Origin of the sequence: Termitidicoccus mucosus (assembly GCF_038725785.1) — a bacterium.
In the GTDB taxonomy this organism is placed as follows: domain Bacteria; phylum Verrucomicrobiota; class Verrucomicrobiia; order Opitutales; family Opitutaceae; genus Termitidicoccus; species Termitidicoccus mucosus.
In genome coordinates this window covers 2,504,454-2,522,496 of sequence record NZ_CP109796.1, presented here as the reverse complement: position 1 = coordinate 2,522,496, position 18,043 = coordinate 2,504,454, and the positions used below count along the sequence as shown (strand labels likewise).

Annotated in this window: 12 protein-coding genes; 8 read left to right on the top strand and 4 right to left on the bottom strand. The window is 66.1% G+C overall.

Annotated features, from left to right (window positions below):
• Window positions 1-21 precede the first annotated feature (21 nt).
• From OH491_RS08600 to OH491_RS08590, 3 genes are all read left to right on the top strand, one after another.
• Window positions 22-2,511, top strand: coding sequence for a heavy metal translocating P-type ATPase metal-binding domain-containing protein (locus tag OH491_RS08600; protein ID WP_068772164.1), 2,490 nt, complete (start codon window positions 22-24; stop codon window positions 2,509-2,511).
• A 106-nt stretch (window positions 2,512-2,617) separates the two neighbouring features.
• Window positions 2,618-3,601: a gluconokinase, GntK/IdnK-type gene (locus tag OH491_RS08595; protein ID WP_334319580.1), complete on the top strand. Its 984-nt coding sequence runs from the start codon at window positions 2,618-2,620 to the stop codon at window positions 3,599-3,601.
• Between the two features lie 32 nt (window positions 3,602-3,633).
• A complete protein-coding gene (locus OH491_RS08590; protein WP_068772165.1) occupies window positions 3,634-6,156 on the top strand; it encodes a penicillin acylase family protein in 2,523 nt (840 codons plus the stop codon).
• Between the two features lie 393 nt (window positions 6,157-6,549).
• Here the strand turns inward: OH491_RS08590 and OH491_RS08585 are convergent, their stop codons facing one another.
• Window positions 6,550-8,922 (bottom strand): DNA gyrase/topoisomerase IV subunit A, encoded by a 2,373-nt coding sequence (locus OH491_RS08585; protein WP_084442521.1) that lies wholly within the window; start codon window positions 8,920-8,922, stop codon window positions 6,550-6,552.
• A gap of 258 nt (window positions 8,923-9,180) precedes the next feature.
• Between OH491_RS08585 and OH491_RS08580 the strand changes: the two genes are divergently transcribed.
• Entirely contained in the window at window positions 9,181-11,622 is a 2,442-nt protein-coding gene (locus OH491_RS08580) for a Tex family protein (protein ID WP_068772166.1), read from the top strand.
• A gap of 311 nt (window positions 11,623-11,933) precedes the next feature.
• Here OH491_RS08580 and OH491_RS08575 read toward each other — a convergent pair whose 3' ends face one another.
• The 3 genes from OH491_RS08575 to OH491_RS08565 all read right to left on the bottom strand — a co-directional run bounded on the left by OH491_RS08575 (window position 11,934) and on the right by OH491_RS08565 (window position 13,840).
• The gene (locus OH491_RS08575) at window positions 11,934-12,251 is read right to left on the bottom strand and encodes a Smr/MutS family protein (protein ID WP_068772167.1); all 318 of its coding nucleotides are present in this window, start codon (window positions 12,249-12,251) and stop codon (window positions 11,934-11,936) included.
• On the bottom strand, window positions 12,251-12,832 hold the full coding sequence (locus tag OH491_RS08570; RefSeq protein ID WP_334319581.1) for a twin-arginine translocase TatA/TatE family subunit: 582 nt from the start codon (window positions 12,830-12,832) through the stop codon (window positions 12,251-12,253). Before OH491_RS08570 ends, OH491_RS08575 begins: the two co-directional genes overlap by 1 nt.
• A gap of 84 nt (window positions 12,833-12,916) precedes the next feature.
• Window positions 12,917-13,840: an aldose epimerase gene (locus OH491_RS08565; protein WP_068772169.1), complete on the bottom strand. Its 924-nt coding sequence runs from the start codon at window positions 13,838-13,840 to the stop codon at window positions 12,917-12,919.
• A 169-nt stretch (window positions 13,841-14,009) separates the two neighbouring features.
• Between OH491_RS08565 and OH491_RS08560 the strand changes: the two genes are divergently transcribed.
• The 4 genes from OH491_RS08560 to OH491_RS08545 all read left to right on the top strand — a co-directional run bounded on the left by OH491_RS08560 (window position 14,010) and on the right by OH491_RS08545 (window position 17,990).
• Entirely contained in the window at window positions 14,010-15,620 is a 1,611-nt protein-coding gene (locus OH491_RS08560) for an NfeD family protein (RefSeq protein ID WP_068772170.1), read from the top strand.
• 8 nt (window positions 15,621-15,628) lie between these two features.
• Window positions 15,629-16,084 carry an NfeD family protein gene (locus OH491_RS08555; RefSeq protein ID WP_334319582.1) on the top strand — a complete coding sequence of 152 codons (456 nt, stop codon included), beginning with the start codon at window positions 15,629-15,631 and terminating at the stop codon, window positions 16,082-16,084.
• Window positions 16,085-16,105: 21 nt separating this feature from the next.
• Window positions 16,106-17,116: a flotillin-like protein FloA gene (gene floA, locus OH491_RS08550; RefSeq protein WP_068772172.1), complete on the top strand. Its 1,011-nt coding sequence runs from the start codon at window positions 16,106-16,108 to the stop codon at window positions 17,114-17,116.
• Between the two features lie 229 nt (window positions 17,117-17,345).
• Window positions 17,346-17,990, top strand: coding sequence for a hypothetical protein (locus tag OH491_RS08545; protein WP_145929016.1), 645 nt, complete (start codon window positions 17,346-17,348; stop codon window positions 17,988-17,990).
• Window positions 17,991-18,043: the final 53 nt, after the last annotated feature.

The window sequence follows — 18,043 nt, the reverse complement described above, 5'->3', positions numbered from 1 at the left end:
CTCTTTAAGCCACATCCAGACATGACCCTGCCCCTTGCCGCATCGTCACCTCCCGCCCCTCCCGTCCGTACCGCGCCGCGCTGCCGGCATTGCGGCGCGCCGGCTCCGGGGGAGTCCGGGTTTTGCTGCGCGGGTTGCGCCTATGTTTACCGGTTGATCCACGAGCAGGGATTGCAGTCGTATTATGAGTTGAAGGACGACGTGACCGCGCCGGCCGACACCGCGCTGCTGCCCGTCCGCGATTACGACTGGCTGGCCGCGGCGCAGGCGGAGGCCGAGCAGGACGCCGCCCGCGGGGGCCACGCGCCCGAACTCGCCCTCGATGTGCAAGGCATTTCGTGCGCGGGTTGCGTGTGGCTGATCGACCGGCTTTTCCACCGTCAGCCCGGCGCGGGCCGCATCGAGATCAACGCGCCCGCCGGACAGATGCGCCTGAAATGGGAGCCGCCCGCCGCGGAGGCATCCGGCACGGGCGGCGCCGGGCGGCCGGGCAAACGCGGGCCACGTTTCGACGCGACGGCGTTTGCCCGCACGCTGCAATCTTTCAACTACCTCGTCGCGCCGGCCTCCGGGGAGCGCGCGGATGACGCCGCCGCCAATCCCGATGCCGCCCGCCCGCTTGTGCGGCGCATCGGCGTGTGCGCGGCCATCGCAATGAACACGATGCTGTTCTCGCTGCCCGTGTATTTCGGCATGGACGACTCTTTCGCCTATGCGCGGCTGTTCGGCACGCTGGCGATGGTGCTCGGCACGCTGAGCCTGCTCGCGGGCGGCGGCTACTTCATCAGCCGCGCCGTCCGTTCGCTCGCCGCGGGCGTGATGAGCATCGACCTGCCGATCGCGCTCGGGGTGGCGGGCGCGTATGCCGGCTCGCTTGCCGGGTGGCTGCTGGGCGAGGAGCGTTTTGTCTATTTCGATTTTGTATCCACTTTTATACTACTGATGCTCGTCGGGCGCTGGGCGCAGGTCGCCGCGGTGGAGCGCAACCGCCGCCGCCTGCTCGGGCGGCAGCCCGCGCCGCCGCGCGTCCGCGTGCGCGACGCGGACGGCGGCGAATCGGACCGCCCGCCGTCGAGCCTCCGTGCCGGGCAGGTTTTCACGGTCGGCGCGGGGCAGACGGTGCCGGTCAACGCCCGCCTGCTCTCTCCGCTCGCGTCGGCCAGCCTGGCATGGATCAACGGCGAGGCGGAGCCGCGCGAATTCCGCGCCGGGCAGGTCGTGCCGGCCGGGGCGGCCAATCTGGGCCGCGCCCCGCTCGAGTTGCGCGCGGCGCAGGACTGGCGCGATTCGTTGCTGGAGCGGCTGCTGCGCCCGGCGGAGCGCGCGGAGTTCCGCAACCGGTTTTTCGAGCGCATCGTCACCGGCTACCTCGCGGGGATCCTGGTGCTTTCCCTGCTGGGCGGGATCGTCTGGTGGCTGCGCAGCGGCGACCCGTTTGCGACCGGCGCGGTGGTGATCGCCGTGCTGGTCGTGTCGTGCCCGTGCGCGATCGGGCTGTCGTTTCCGCTGGCCGACGAGATGGCGGCGGTGGCGTTGCGGCGGCGCGGCGTGTTTGTGCGAGTCGCCGATTTGTGGCCGCGCATCGCAAGGATCGGCGCGATCATTTTCGACAAGACCGGCACGCTCACGCTTGAGACCCCCGTGCTGCTCAATCCCGGCGCGCTCGACACGCTCGACGCGGAGGCGCGCCGCGCCCTCCTCGCCCTCGCGCGCGACAACCAGCACCCGGTCTCGCGCTGCCTGCACGAAGCGATGCTGCTGCGCGGCTGGAGCGCCGCGCTCGACGCGGAGGTGAGCGAGGAGATCGGGCGCGGCGTGCGCGCGGGCGGGTGGTTCCTCGGGCGCGAGGACGGCGTGGAGGCGGGCGCTCCGGACGGCGCGTCGTCCGCCGGCGGACAGGCGGCGGATTCCGCCACCATCCTCGCGTGCGGGGGCCGCGTGGCGGCGCGTTTTTATTTTGCCGACAAGCCGCGCGACGACGCCCGCGATGAAATCCGCGCCCTCCAGTCCCGCGGCCTGCGCATCGCCATTCTTAGCGGCGATCATCCCTCCAAGGTCGCTGCGCTCGCCGCCGGGCTGGGCCTCGCCGGAGACGCGGCGCACGGGGGGCTGTCGCCCGACGCGAAAGCGGGATGGATCGCCGAAAACAAGGACGCCGGCGCGCTCATGCTTGGCGACGGGGCAAACGACAGCCTCGCGTTTGACCAGGCGCTTTGCCGCGGCACGCCCGTGGTGCATCGCGGCGTGCTGGAGCAGAAGGCGGATTTTTATTACCTCGGCCGGGGCATCGGCGGCATCCGGGCCTTGTTTGAGGTAAACGACGCGCGGCGGCGCGCGCAGACGTGGCTGCTGGTGTTTTCCGTTTCCTACAACATCACCGCCGTCAGCCTGGCCCTGGCGGGCCACATGAGCCCGCTTCTCGCCGCGGTGCTGATGCCGGCCAGTTCGCTCTCCACGCTGGCGATTATCGGCGCGGCGATGAGGCGGACTTCAGAAAACCGATCTCCCTAGCGTGCGTGTGCCATCGTCGCCAGTGCTCCGCGCCGTCTCAAAAAACGCCGCGCGGCTTGCCTGCGCGCCGCGGAAAACCCATACATGGCGGGAACCCGATTTCCACATGCCACGCATTCCCGGTCTCCGCAGTCCCTACGCCAAGGTGGGCGGGCTGGTTTATTTCGGACGCATGCTCGACAAGATCCGCCTGCACGCCGCCGGAAAACTCCCGCCCGACTACGTCGCCAGCTTCGGCGACTCGCTCCCGCTCAAGTTCGACACCGCCTGCTGCCGCTTCCTCGGCGTGCGCCACGCCGACCTCGCCGCCCGCGCGCTCGCGCCCGGCGCGCCTTCCGACGAGGCGCTTCTCGACTGGGCGCGCAACAGCGCCGCCTCGCCGCGCAGCGACGGGGACCTGGCCATGTGGAATGACTTCATGATCAAACGCGGCTGGCGCGACGACCGCGTGTCCCGCGTGCGCGAGCGCGTGGCGGACGCCGGCCTGACGGACAAGCCGGTCATGACCATGTTCGATTTCATCGACTACGACGAAGGCCGCGACCCGGCCCGCACGCGGCCGTGGGAATATCGCCTCGCGAAGATCGTCGTGCTGACCGGCGTCGCCGGCTGCGGAAAAACCACCGTCGGCCGCGCGCTGGCCGATGCGCTCGGCTGGTATTTCGAGGACGCCGACGCGTTTCATTCCCCGGCCAGCATCGCCAAAATGTCCGCCGGCATCCCGCTCGACGACGCCGACCGCGAGCCGTGGCTGGCCGCGATCCGCGCGCGCATCGCCGAGTGCCTGCGCGACGGCGAAAGCACGGTGTTTGCGTGCTCCGCGCTGCGCGCCGCCTACCGCGCCGCGCTGGTTCCCGCCGGCCCGTCTGACGAAACCCGCGCCCGCGTGAGGTTTGTCTTTTTGAAGGGCGAGCCCGGGTTGCTCCGCCGGCGGCTCCTTGCGCGTCGTGATCATTTTATGAAAACCGACATGCTCGACAGCCAGTTTGCCGCCCTGGAGGAACCGGCGCCGGGCGAGGCTGACATAATCGACGCCGCCCGCACGGTCGCGGAGATCACCGCCGAGATCCGCCTCCGTCTGGGCGCTTGATTATTCCCGCCGCAAGCACCCAACATTCCGCCATGCCCGCCAATGTCCGACGTCCCCGCAAACGCCGCGCGCTTCGCAATGCCTGCATCGCCGCCGCCATCCTGGCGCTGTTCGTCGCCGTATTCGCCGCGTGGCTCTACTCGCGCGCGAAAGCCAGCCTGCCGCAACTCGACGGCGAGGCCGCGGTGACCGGGCTCCAGACGGCTGTCGCCGTCGAGCGCGACGCCCTCGGCGTGCCCACCATCCGCGCGGCGAACCGGGCCGACGCGGCGCGCGCCCTCGGCTTTCTGCATGCGCAGGACCGGTTTTTCCAGATGGATTTGCTGCGCCGCCGCCCGGCCGGCGAACTCGCGGAGCTTTTCGGCAAACGCGCCGTCGAGGCCGACAAGGCCATGCGCATCCACCGGCTCCGCGCGCACGCCCGCGAAGTTTACGGCGCGCTGCCCGCCGCGCGCCGCGCCCTCATCGACGCCTATGCCGGCGGCGTCAACGCCGGCCTCGCCGGTCTCGGCGCCCGGCCACCCGAGTATCTGCTGCTCCGCGCCCAACCCGCGCCGTGGCTGCCGGAGGACTGCGTGCTCGTCATCTGCGCGATGGCCGTTGACCTTCAGCATCCCGACGCGCGCTACGAACTCTCGCTGATGACGGCCCGCGATCTGCTGCACGAGCGCGTCGTGAATTTCTTCGCCCCGCTCGTCGCGCCCAATGACGCCGCGCTCGACGGCACCGCCGCGCCGCTCCCCGCCATGCCGGAGGCGCGACATCTCAATTTGCGCCGGGACCGGGCCGGCGGCGGGGCAACCCAAAGGAGCGCGGGCATAGCGGGCATGTCGCTTCGCTCGGAACCTGCCCGCGATTTTCCCGCCCCCGTTTTCGCGGACAGGAATGTCCGCGCTCCTGTTTCTCCCGTTCGCGCTCCTCTTCCCGCCGGCTCAAACAACATGGCGCTTTCCGGCACGCTCACCGCGTCCGGCGCCGCCATGCTGGAAAACGACATGCACCTCGCGCTGCGCGTGCCGAACATCTGGTATCGCGCCCGCATGCTTTGGACGGCGGCCGACGGCTCGCCGCGCGACCTCGCCGGCGTGACGCTGCCCGGCCTGCCTGCGCTCGTGGCCGGCAGCAACGGCCGCATCGCGTGGGGATTCACCAACAGCCTGGCCGACACCAGCGACATCGTCGTGCTCACGCCGGTGGAGGTCACGCCCGACTACTATTCGAGCGGACGCGAGATCGTGCGGCTGGAGGACCACACCGAGGCCATCCGCGTGCGCGGCGGCGGCGTGGTGACGTTCAAATTCCAGACCTCGGAATGGGGGCCCGTGATCGGCGAGAACTACAAAAAACAGCGTCTCTCCTTCAAATGGGTGATGCGCGAGCCCGGCGCGATCGACCTCGAGGTGCTCGGGCTGGAGGATGCCGCCAGCGTCGCCGAGGCCGTCGACATCGCCCGGCGTTCCGGCATACCCGCGCAAAATTTCCTCGTCGCCGATTCCACCGGCTCCATCGGTTGGACGATTTGCGGGCGGCTGCCGAACCGCGTCGGCTTCGACGGGCGTTTCCCCGCCACCTGGGCCTACGGTGACCGGCGCTGGGACGGGCTGGTGCCGCCCGAAAAGGTCCCCGCCGTCGTCAATCCCCCCGGCGGCCGGCTCTCCAGCGCGAACCAGCGGCTCTTCGGCGGCGACACGCTCGCGCTTCTCGGCGACGGCGGCATCTACACCGGGCTGCGCGGCGACCGTATCCAAAATCTGATGACAGACATCGCGGGGGCGGCGACGCCGGGCGACCTGCTCGCCGTCGCGCTGGACGACCGCGCCCCTCATCTGGACCGCTGGCGCGGGCTGCTTCTCGGGGCGCTCGACGCCGACGCCGCCTCCGAAACGCCGCACGAGAGCCGCGTGATGCTGGGCCGCGCGCTGGCCAGGGAAAAATGGACCGCCCGCGCCTCCGTTGACTCGGTTTCCTACACCATCGTGAGCCGCTTCCGCGAGCATGTCGCCGCCCGCGCGCTCTCGCCCATCTTCGCGCGCTGCCGGTCGCGGTATCCGGATTTCGACTGCACGTTGTTCAACTACGAGCCCGGATTGTGGGAGCTGTTGGAAAAACGTCCTGCGCACTTGCTCGCCCCCGAATACGAATCCTGGGACGAGCTTCTTTTTGCCGCGGCGGATGATGTGAGCCGCGACATCAAGGCCGCGGGGTTTGAGCCCGACACGGCCAAATGGGGCGAATTCAACACCAGCCGCATCCACCATCCGCTGGGCGGGGTATTGTTCGGGCTTCTGGGCGGCTGGCTGAACATGCCCGCCGACCCGCTCCCCGGCGACGCCGACGTGCCCCGCCTGCAATCGCCCGCGCACGGCGCGTCGGAGCGTTTCGTCGTCGCGCCCGGACGGGAGAGTGAGGGAATTTTTCATATGCCCGGCGGCCAGAGCGGGCACCCGCTGTCGCCGTTTTACCGTGCTGGGCACGAGGACTGGGTGCGCGGCCGGGCCACGCCCTTTCTCCCCGGCCCGGCGGTGCATTTGCTGACCTTGAGGGCGGAAAAATAGACCTCATACCATTTGCGAACAAGATTGCCCTTCAGGTAGGGCGAGGCGTCCCGCCGAGCCGTGTTGGGCGTCATGTCGCGGGGGCGGCTCGGCGGGACGCCTCGCCCTACCACTGACGGTGTATTTTCATTCGTGGTTCGTCGCTATTTTCGATGTCTGAAAAGCATATTTTTCACACAAAGACACAGAGGCGCAAAGGACGGAGAAATCATAAAAAGATTTTTATTTCTATGAATTTCAATGAATTGATGATTTCAGTAGAATGCCCTTTTGCTGTCTTGTCAGACCTGTCGCTTCGCTCCGGACTTTGCGCCTTTGTGCCTTTGTGTGAAAAACAGCCATTCAAAATAGCGATGAACTATATAACGAGGCACGGATTTTTCACCCCGTGGGTCAGCCTTTTTTCACGCGTTTGACCGGGTATTCGGTGACGGTGATGCCTTTCACGCCGCGCGCGCCCACGGAGAGGCCGCCGGCGTCGAAGGTGAACTCTTTTTTGCGCGCCGAGCAGCGGCCGCTGAGCTCGATGTCGAGTTTCGCGGGCATGTCGGCTTCCTTGGCCGCGATGTCGAACCACACGACTTTCGAGCCTTCGCTGGCGACGAGGGAATAGAGTTTTTCGCGGGTCACGCCGCCAACCTGGAAGCGCTTGGCGAAGGCTTTGCCGGTCTTCTTGTCCTGATAAACCATCGTGTAGAAGGCGGTGTCGCCATCCTTCGGCAGCACGGCCACATGGATGATGCCGGGGCCCATGAAGACCTTGTCGGCCACGCGCACGACTTTCATGGTGCCGTCGGCCATGAAACAGATCACGTCGTCGAGGATGGTGCACTCGGTGACAAACTCGTGCTGGCGCCAGTTGAGCCCGATGAAGCCTTCCTCGCGGTTGACGTAGAGGCGCTGGTTGGCGGAGACGACCTCGGCGGCGCTGATCTGCTCGATTTCGTCGTAGGTGGTGCGGCGCTTGCGGCCCTTGCCGTATTTTTCCTGCAACATCTCAAACCACTTGATCGCGTGGGCGATGAGGTTCTTGAGGCTGTTTTTCACGTCGGCGATCCCGGCCTCGATGGACTTGATTTCCTCGTCGGCCTTGAACCGGTTGTAGGCGGCGGTGCGCTTGATGGGGATGTCGCCGAGCTTGGTGATGTCTTCGTGGGTGACCTCGCGGCGGAGGCGCTTGAGGAAGGGCTGGAGGCCCTTGCGGATGGCCTCGTCGGCGGCCTCCTTGGTTTTGCAGGTTTCGATGAGCTTGTAGATTTTTTCCTCGATGAAGATGCGCACGAGCGAGTCCCAGTGCCACTGCTGCTCGAGTTCGCCGAGCTTGATCTCGAGTTCCTGCTTGAGGAGGGCGAGGGTGCGGTCGGTGCCGCGCCGCAGGATGTCGGACACGCTGGTGAAGACGGGCTTGTCGTTTCCGTTTTCGCCGATCTCGATGACGCAGGCGGCGGGCGAGAGGGTGACCTGGCAGTCGGTGAAGACGTAGAGCTGCTGGACGAGCTGGTCGGGGTCGCTGCCCTGCGGGAGGTGGACGAGGATTTCGACCTGGTCGGCGGTGTTGTCGTCCACGTGCTTGACCTTGATCTTGCCCTTGGCGTTGGCGGCGAGGATGGACTCGATGAGCGAGGTCGTGGTGACGCCGTAGGGCAGCTCGGTGATGGCGAGGAGGTATTTGGTGCGCTGCTCGATTTTGGCGCGGACCTTCACCTTGCCGCCGCGCTCGCCGTCGTTGTATTCGGAGAAATCGGCGATGCCGCCGGTGGGAAAATCGGGGTAGATCTTGCGATAGTGACTTTTGCCGTCCTGTTTTTCGAGGAGGAGGTTGATGGAGGCGCGGCAGAGGTCGTTGAAGTTGTGCGGGAGAATCTTGGTCGAGAGGCCGACCGCGATGCCCTCGGCGCCCTCGGCGAGGACGAGCGGGAACTTGACGGGGAGCGTGACGGGCTCGCGGGCGCGGCCGTCGTAGCTGAGCTGCCAGACGGTGGTCTTCGGGTTGAAGACCACTTCGCGGGCGAAGGGCGTGAGGCGCGCCTCGATGTAACGCGAGGCGGCGGCGCCGTCGCCGGTGAGGATATTGCCGAAGTTGCCCTGCGGCTCGATGAGCAGGCCGCGTTGCGCGATGCCGACGAGCGCGGCCTCGATGGAGGCGTCGCCGTGCGGGTGGAAGCGCATGGCGGCGCCGACGACGTTGGCGACCTTGTTGAAGCGGCCGTCGTCCATCTCGAAGAGCGTGTGGAGAATGCGGCGCTGGACGGGTTTCAGGCCGTCGTCGATGTGCGGGACGGCGCGGTCGAGGATGACGTAGCTGGCATACTCGAGAAACCAGGACTTGTAGTGCCGGACGAGCGGCGCGTCGGGGGAGTTTTCGAGCTTGGCGGGCGCGGGGCCGTCGGGCGGCGGTTCGGCGGGCGGTGCGCCGGCGGAGGCGGGATCGTCGGAGGGAGCCGTGGGGGCGTCGCTTGTGACGCCCGTCGCGGTGGCGGCGGGCTCGGGAGCCGGGGCGCCATCGGGCAGCGCGTCCGGGGCGGGGGCGGCTGGCGCGGACGCCGCGGGCTCGGGAACCGCAGGCTCCGGAGCGGGCGCGGGTTTGGCTTGGGTGGATTCGGATGACGGCTTGGCGGGGCGCGCCGGGGTGGATTTCGCGGGCGCGCCGGTGTCGCCGGCGGGCGTGGGGCGTTTCAACGCGGCCCACAGTGCGCCGAGGTTGGCGTTGTCGAGCGGCAACTCGGATTGGTCGTCGGGATTGTTCGGTGTCTTGTGTCTGGCCATCTAAAGGGTCCATCAAACAAAACCGTTTCGCCCCGGGCCAAGACTGAAATTTATTTGGCGGTGACAAGAAGCTGTATGTTTGGGAGTTGGGTCATGCGTCGGGCAAACGGCCCGGCCCGGCTTTGAATGGGTGCGCGCGCATCATCAAACCGGGCGCGATTTTGGCAAAAATCCCCTTGCCCGCCGCGTTCCACGCGTTGCTATGGCGGGCTTCTTTTCCGATTTTTCGTTCCCTTTCACCCTTTCAAAAATATTCAGATGTCCACGCCCAATCCCGACCACGTCCTTCGCATCACCCAGGAACTCGGCCTGAAAGTCCACCAGGTCGCGACCACCGCGCAACTGCTCGCCGAGGGCGCCACCGTTCCCTTCATCGCCCGCTACCGCAAGGAGGCCACCGGCGAACTCGACGAAGTCCAGATCACCGCCATCCGCGACCGCTCCGAGCAACTCGCCGCCCTCGACGAGCGCCGCGCCTCCATCACCGCCTCGCTCAAGGAGCGCAACCTTCTCACCGACGACCTCGCGAAAAAAATCGCCGCCGCCGAAACCCTCAACGCCCTCGAGGACATTTATCTCCCCTTCCGCCCCAAAAAACGCACCCGCGCCACCATCGCCCGCGAAAAAGGCCTCGAGCCCCTCGCCGACCTCATCCTCGCGCAAGACCCCGCCGCCGACCCGGCCGCCGAGGCCGCCGCGTATGTGAATCGTGAATACACGCCCGACGACGGCAAAAACACTCCGCAGACAATCGCCTCCGCCGACGAGGCGCTGGCCGGCGCGCGCGACATCATCGCCGAGCGCATCAGCGACGACGCGCCCACCCGCGCGAAGCTCCGCGCCCTCTCCCAAGGCACCGCCGTCATCTCCTCGAAAGTCATCAGCGGCAAGGAAACCGAGGGCGCGAAGTTCAAGGATTATTTCGAGTGGAGCGAGCCCCTCGCCAAGGCACCCAGCCACCGCGTCCTCGCCATGCGCCGCGGCGAAAAGGAACTCGTCCTCATGATGCGCATCACCGTGGACGAAACCGCCGCGCTGGCCGAGATCGAGCCGCTGCATGTCAAATCTGCCACCCAAAGGAGCGCGGGCATGGCGGGCATGTCGCTTCGCTCGGAACCTGCCCGCGATTTCGCGGACAAGAATGTCCGCGCTCCTGTCCCCCCCGCCGTCGAAAATACCTGCGCGCACCACGTCCGCCTCGCCGTCGCCGACGCCTACAAGCGCCTGCTCGCCCCCGCGATGGAAACCGAGATGCGCCTCGAAACCAAAAAGCGCGCCGACGAAACCGCGATCAAGGTTTTCGCCGAAAACCTCCGCGAACTCCTCCTCGCCTCGCCCCTCGGCCAGAAAAACACCCTCGCCATCGACCCCGGTTTCCGCACCGGCTGCAAGGTCGTCATCCTCGACCGCCAGGGCAAGCTCCTGCACAACGACGTCGTTTATCCCGAACAGGGCGCCTCCCGCTCCGACGAGGCCCGCGAAAAAATCGCCGGATTCATCACGTTCTTCAAGATCGAGGCCATCGCCATCGGCAACGGCACCGCCGGACGCGAGACCGAGGCCTTCATCCGTTCCCTCGATCTCCCGAAGTCGATTCCCGTCGTCATGGTCAACGAGTCCGGCGCGTCCATCTACTCCGCCAGCGAGGTCGCCCGCGAGGAATTTCCCGACCACGACATCACCGTGCGCGGCGCCGTCTCCATCGGCCGCCGCCTCATGGACCCGCTTGCCGAACTCGTGAAGCTCGACCCGAAGTCCATCGGCGTCGGCCAATACCAGCACGACGTTGACCAGAACGCGCTCAAACGCTCCCTCGACGACACCGTCGTCTCCTCCGTCAACGCCGTCGGCGTCGAGGTGAACACCGCCTCCAAGCAACTCCTCTCCTACGTCTCCGGCCTGAACTCCAGCATCGCCGCCAACATCGTCGCCCACCGCAACGAAAACGGCCCCTTCAAATCCCGCGCCGAGCTCCTCGGCGTCTCCCGCCTCGGCCCCAAGGCCTACGAGCAGGCCGCCGGCTTCCTTCGCATTCGCGATGCCGGCAATCCGCTCGACGCCTCCGCCGTCCACCCCGAATCCTACGCCATCGTGGAAAAAATGGCCGCCGACCTCGGCGTCACGGTCGCCGACCTCGTGCGCGACGAAAAAGCGCGCAGGAAGATCAAACTCGAAGCCTACGTCACCGACACCGTCGGCCTGCCCACGCTCAACGACATCCTCGCCGAACTCGCCAAGCCCGGACGCGACCCGCGCCAGAAATTCGAAGCCTTCGCCTTTGCCGACGGCGTGAACAAACCCGAGGACTTGAAACCCGGCATGAAACTCCCCGGCATCGTGACCAACGTCACGGCCTTTGGCGCGTTTGTTGACATCGGCGTGCACCAAGACGGCCTCGTCCATGTCAGCCAGCTCGCGGACGCTTTCGTGAAGGACCCGGCCGAAATCGTGAAGGTTTCCCAGCGCGTCACCGTGACGGTGACCGAGGTCGATCTTGCGCGCGGCCGCATCGCGCTCTCCATGCGCAGCAAGCCCGAATTGGGGGCCAAGACCGGCCAGCGCGCCGCTCCCGGCGCGGGCGGATTCCGCGGCGGCCAACGTCCCGGCGGGAACGGCTTCGGCGGCGCCGCGCCGCGCCGCGATTCTGGCCAGAGCCTCGGCGGTGACTGGTTCACCGCCGCGCTGAACAAGAAAAAATAGGGCATTTTAAGGAAAATCGCAGCCGGTTTCAGGCGGTAGAGAGGTCTCTCCGAGACCTCCCTCGGGTGCGGTGAAATGTCACAAGAGGCAGAGGTATTCGAAGCGTTGTGGCGGAGGCCTCGGAGAGGCCTCCCTACCGATAAATGCCGGCTGGTTTTATAAATGGCGTTATACCATTTATGGATGGAAACCACCCTTTTGGTGGAGGGCCGAGCTCCTGCGAGGCCGTCGCGGTGATACGCGGCGTTTTTCCGCGACGGCCTCGCAGGAGCTCGGCCCTCCACCAGGGTGAATTTCGTTCGGAATTGGTATTACTTGGGACGCCCCCGCAGGCGCACCAGCGTCGCGCCCCAGCCACCCGAGGTTTCGTCGCCGAGGCGGAAGCTTTCCACCCGCGCATCGCGTCGCAACCGCGCATGCACGGCTTCACGCAGCGCTCCGGTGCCTTTGCCGTGGACAACGCGCAACGAATAAATGCCGCGCTCAAGGCATGCCTCGATATAGGCGTCGAGCACCCTCGCGGTTTCGCGCGGCGCGAAAGTGTGCAAATCCAGCTCGCCGTTGATGGGAATGACGACCGGCTCGCCGGAATCCGGAGCGGCGGCGGCGTGATTGTCGGGAGTTGCCATCAAATTCCGCCGCCGTCGCCGGTCTCCGGCGATGGCGGGGTCGATGTTTTTTTCTCCGGCTGCCCGTCCGCTCCCGGCCCGGCTGCTTCGGCTTCGGCTCCGGTGCCCTGGTTCGCCCCTGCTTTCGTCCCGCCGTCGCGAAGTTCGGGATACGGATTGGACGAGTCGTCGTAGCCGTGGCCGGCGGCGTCCGCGTCCTCGCCGGTCGTGAAATCGTCGTCGGTCGGATCGTAATAATCGTCGGGGGGCGGCGCGTCCGCGTTTTTTTCCTGGGTTTCCCCGGTCCCGGCCGCCGCGGTCGCGGTGGTTGCAGCGGTCGTCGCCGCGATGGCTGCTGCGCCGTCGGTCTCGCCGGCTTCCAGGCGTTTCTTTTCGGCGCGGGCGCGCCGCTCGGCGGGCTCGTCTTCGAGCACGCGCTTGAGTTCCTGCTCGACGCCGGAGGTGGCGCGCTTGAATTCGCGGATCGACTTGCCGAGGCCGCGGGCAAGCTCGGGCAGGCGTTTGCCGCCGAACAGCAGCAGCACGAGGAAGAAAATGAGCAGCAACTCTGGTCCGCCTACATCAGGCAGAAGCGCTAGCATGGGCGATGGCATCAGGATGTTCATATGCTTGTTTGGCCACGAATGATGCCAGGACGCAAAGGAAGAGCCGCCGGCGACATTTTCCTATTTGATTTCCACCTCGACCACGAAGCTCTGCGAGTGGCCCGGTTGCACCCAGTAAAGGCCCTGTTTGTGCTCGTTGGCATTGGCCGGTCCCATCCACGGCTCGACGCAGTAGAAGGGCGATTCGCCGTCAAAGGTCCATGTGACAAACACGGCGTCCTGCGGCGGTTTTTTCCCGGTGCCGAGATGCACGGCGATCTCGCCCGGATGACCGACGGGGCCGAACACCACGGCGTTGCCCTTCAGCCCGCCGTGAAACGTGTCCACGAGCGCGGGGTTGTCGAGCGATTCCTGCGGCTTGAGCGCGGGGTTGGTGGTGAAGCTGCCGTTGGAAAAATCCTGCTTCATGGTTTTCGAGGCGGGGATGCGGATGGCGTAGTCGCCGCGCTTCAGGCCGTCGTTCCACGGCAGGGTGAAATAGAAATGATGCCCGGCGCTCCACGGCAGCGGCTGGGTGTCGAGGTTGCGCAGCGAAAACTCGCAGAAAAGCTTCAGCGCCTCGAAGCGGTAGGTGACGGTGAATTCATACTCAAACGGATAGCTCGCGCGCGTGATGTCGTTCGGGATGAGTTGGGCCGAGAAGCCGCGCTCGTCGCTGCGGATCACGTCGAACTTGCTCTGCCGCGCGATGCCGTGGATCGGCATGGGCCGGCGTTCGCCGTCGGGGCTGCGCCAGAAAAAAATCTCACCCTGGTCGAACGAACGTCCGCTGAACGGGAAGAGGATGGGATTGCCGCCGCGCACGCTGGCGAAGTTGTCCAGGTTTTCCTGTTCCGGCCAGTGGATGACATCGCGCACGGTGCCGTCGCCGTGGGTGACGTGCCAGTGCATGAGACGCGCTCCGAGCTCGGGGATGGCAAGAAAGGTCGAGTTGCCGACTTTCCAGCGTGTGAGTTCCTGCCCAAGGTAGGGGACTTTTTCCATGCCGACGTTGTTAGGCCCGCCGAGACGACCGGGCAAAGTATTTTTCTAAAAAAGCTGCAAGGGCGGCGGGTGCGGGAGAAGAACGCGAGGGGAGCCGCTTAAAGTTGCCCGCGCGGGCAACCCCGGCCTTGCGTAGTGTCGCAAAGCCATCATTATTCCCACAAATTTCATGTTCCGACTCCTTGCAAAACATCTGCTTTCGTGGCTCGCCCTCGCCACCGCGTGCATGGCGCTGACCGACCAGACTCCGCGCGACGAAAAGTTGCCCGCGCCGGCCGCCGCTCCGACTCCCGCCGCATCGCCCGCGAAAAAAGACGCCGGCCCCGCCGCTCCGGTCGCGAACGCAAACGCCACCGCCGCCGCACGCATCGTCACCGACGGCAAGGCGCGCGTGATGGTGATCGAGGTGCGCGAGGTGATCGACTCGCCCGTGCTCTACGTGCTCCGGCGCGGATTGAAGGAGGCCGAGGAAAAAAAGATCAACGTGGTCGTGCTCGACATGGAGACGCCGGGCGGCGTGGCGGGGACGGCGCTCGAAATGATGGAGGCGCTCGACAAGTTTTCCGGCCACACCATCACTTATATCAACACGGAGGCCATCTCGGCGGGCGCGTTCATCGCCGCCGCCACGGATGAAATCTGGTTCGCCCCGAAAGGCGTCATCGGCGCGGCCGCCGCCGTCTCCGGCGACGGGCAGGACATCCCCGAGACGATGCGCCTGAAGATAAACAGCTTTCTCCGGGCGAAAATCCGCGCCCTCACCGAGGCGCATCCTTACCGCGGGCAGGTGCTTTCGGCGATGATCGACAAGGACTACGAACTCAAGATCGACGGCAAAATCCTGAAGCCGAAGGGCGAGCTTCTCTCGCTCACCGCCACCGAGGCGATGACCGCCTACGGCGATCCGCCGCAAGTCCTCCTCGCCGCCGGCGTGGCGGCCGACGTGGACGACCTTCTCACCCAGAAATTCGGCAAGGCCAATTTCGAATCCGAGCGTCTGGAGGTCACTTGGTCGGAACGCCTCGCGCAGTGGTTGAACATGATAAAACCCATCCTGCTCAGCCTCGGCATGCTGGCCCTGTTCATCGAGTTCAAGACGCCCGGCTTCGGCATGTTCGGCATCGCGGGCATCGTGCTGCTCGCGATCGTGTTTCTCAGCAGTTACGTCGCCGGGCTCTCCGGGCACGAGCCGATGCTGCTTTTCGCGCTCGGGCTCGTGCTGGTCATTGCCGAGCTGATTTTCTTCCCCGGGCTGGTCTTGCCCGCGCTCACCGGACTCGTGCTGATGCTCGGCTCGCTGGTGTGGGCGATGGCCGACCTATGGCCCAACGAACCCATTTCCGTCACCTGGTCGTCCGACGTGCTGGTTGCGCCGATCATGAACCTCGCGTTTGGCCTGCTGCTCACGGCGCTGTTTGCCGTGGCGCTGGTGAAATTCATCCCTCGCGGCTGGTTCTGGGACAAGCTCGTGCTCTCGTCCTCGATCGGCGCCGCCGCGCAAATCTCGGGCGTATCGGCCGAGCAGGCCGCGCACATCAACACCTTCGTCGGACGGCGCGCGCTCGTGACCACGCCGCTGCGTCCCTTTGGCCAGATCGAAATCGACGGACGGCGCTACGAAGCCAGTGTCTCCGTCGGCTCGGTCGAGCGCGGGGCTGCCGTCATCGTGACCAAGCGCACGGATTTCGGCATCGAAGTCGAACCCGCGCCCGACGGTGCTCCCGGCGCGGACGGCGCGGCGCAAAACCAGCATCCCGGCGGACCGGAGGGCGCGGCATGAGCGTCATCGTGGCCCTGTTCCTCGTCGGCATCGTGCTGTTGTTTTTCGAGGTCATCACGCCCGGCGGCGTGCTCGGCGCCATCGGCGGCGTGGTGATGCTGGCCGGATGCGGCTATGCATGGCACCTCTACGGCGGCCAAGGCGCGCTCATCGCATTCATGGTCGCGCTCGCCCTGGTCGGCGCCACCTTCTGGGTCGAGCTCGTCCTCCTGCCGCGCACGCGGCTCGGCAAGCGCATGTTTCTCGACGCGGCCATTTCCAGCACCAGCCAGCCGCCGCCCGCCGAGGCCGCCAGCGTGATCGGCAAATCGGCCGAGGCCGTCACCATTCTGGCTCCGACCGGCTACGTGACGGTTGACGGGAAGCGCTATGAGGCCCATTGCATTGACGGGCTCGCCCCCAAAGGCGCGGTTTTGCGCGTGACCGGCCTCGACAATTTCACCCTGAAAGTAACCAAAGTCTAACCTCCAACCCACCACCACATCATGCCATCAAACATGTTCCTCGTTTTCGCCGTCGTCGGTCTGATCGTCCTGCTCGTCCTCGGCGGGATTGTCATCTCCTTCTTCTCCGTGTGGCTTCGCGCGCTGCTCGCCGAGGCGCCCGTGCGCCTCTTCAGCGACCTCGTCGCCATGCGCCTGCGCCGCGTGCCTTACGCGCTCATCGTTGACACCCGTATCACCGCGCGAAAGGCCGACATCATCATCTCGGTGAAAGATATCGAGGCGCACTACCTCGCGGGCGGCAACGTCGTCCCGACCGTGCAGGCGCTCATCGCCGCGCAAAAAGCCGGCATCACGCTCGACTGGCAGCGCGCCTGCGCCATCGACCTCGCGACCAAGGGCTCGGGCAAATCCGTCGTCGAGGCCGTGCGCACCTCCGTTGACCCGAAGGTCATCGACTGCCCCAATCCCGACCAGGGCCGCATCACCATCGACGGCGTGGCGAAGGACGGCATCCAGGTGAAAGTCCGCGCCCGAGTGACCGTGCGCACCAACCTCGACCGCTTCGTCGGCGGCGCGAAGGAGGAAACCATCATCGCCCGCGTCGGCGAAGGCATCGTCAACACCATCGGTTCGTCCGAGTCCTATAAGGCCGTGCTCGAATCCCCCGACTCCATTTCCAAAAACGTGCTCAATCGCGGCCTCGACGTCGGCACCGCGTTTGAAATCCTCTCCATCGACATCGCCGACGTGGACATCGGCGAGAACGTCGGCGCGAAACTCCAGGAGGCGCAGGCCGAGGCCAACAAGTCCATCGCGCAGGCGCAGGCCGAGATTCGCCGCGCCGCCGCCGTCGCCCTCGAGCAGGAAATGAAGGCGCGCGTGCAGGAGATGCAGGCCAAGGTCGTCGCCGCCGAGGCCGAGGTGCCCCTCGCCATGGCCGAGGCCTTCCGCAGCGGGCGCCTTGGGGTGATGGACTATTACAAGATGCAAAACATCCAGTCCGACACCGAAATGCGCTCCTCCATCGCGAAGCCGGACGACAAAAAATAACGGCTCGCCTCGCTCGCAAATCACAAATTCCAAAATCCCAAATCCCAAAAAAATTCCAAATATCAATAAACAAAATCCCAAAAGCCACGCTCCCGCGTCCCTCCTCTGGTATTTTGAGATTTGAAATTTGAGATTTCTTTGGGATTTGGAAATTGGGATTTGGGATTTTTCCTCCGTTCCACATCGGCCATATATAATCACAACCGTCCTCCCGCTCTCCCCCACAAAAATGAAATGGCTCCTCGACCATCCCCAGCTCATCCTCATGGGCATTTTCTTTGTCGTGGCATTTCTGGCCAACCAGGCCAAGGCAAAGAAGGCGCGCGAAGAGCGGCGCCGCGCCGCCGAGCGCGGCGCGCAGCAGTCGCAGAATCGTGACGCGGATGAAGGGCCCGCGCATCCTTTCGACGAAGACGACGAGGAATTGGAGATGGCGGAACGCACCCGGCGCATTCAGGAGGAAATCCGCCGCAAGATCCTCGAGCGCATGTCCGGCCGGCAGGAAGACCAGCCTTCCGCGCCGCAACCGGCCGCGCCGCCCGTTCCGCGTGCCGCGCCGGCCATGCCGCCGCCGCTGCCGCAGGTGAAAGTGGAAAAGGCAAAACGCGACGCCGCGCCCGCCTTTGATTGGGACGATACCGAGCGCCAGCAAAAACTCGCCGAGCAAATGCGCGAGTTGGAAGAGAAGCGCAAGATCGACGAGCGCCGCGCCAAGGCTTTCGCGACCGCCGCGCCGTCCGTCCCGATCAAGGCCGGGCGCTCCGCGCGCGACCGCATCCGCGACACGGTTTCCGACGACCTGCGCGACCCCGGTTCGCTCCGTCGCGCCGTCGTTCTCCGTGAAGTGCTCGGCCCGCCCGTCGGTTCGCGCTGAGGGAGCCGCGTCTGGCGTCACGCAGTAACTCCGTAGCGCAGCATCCAGCCTGC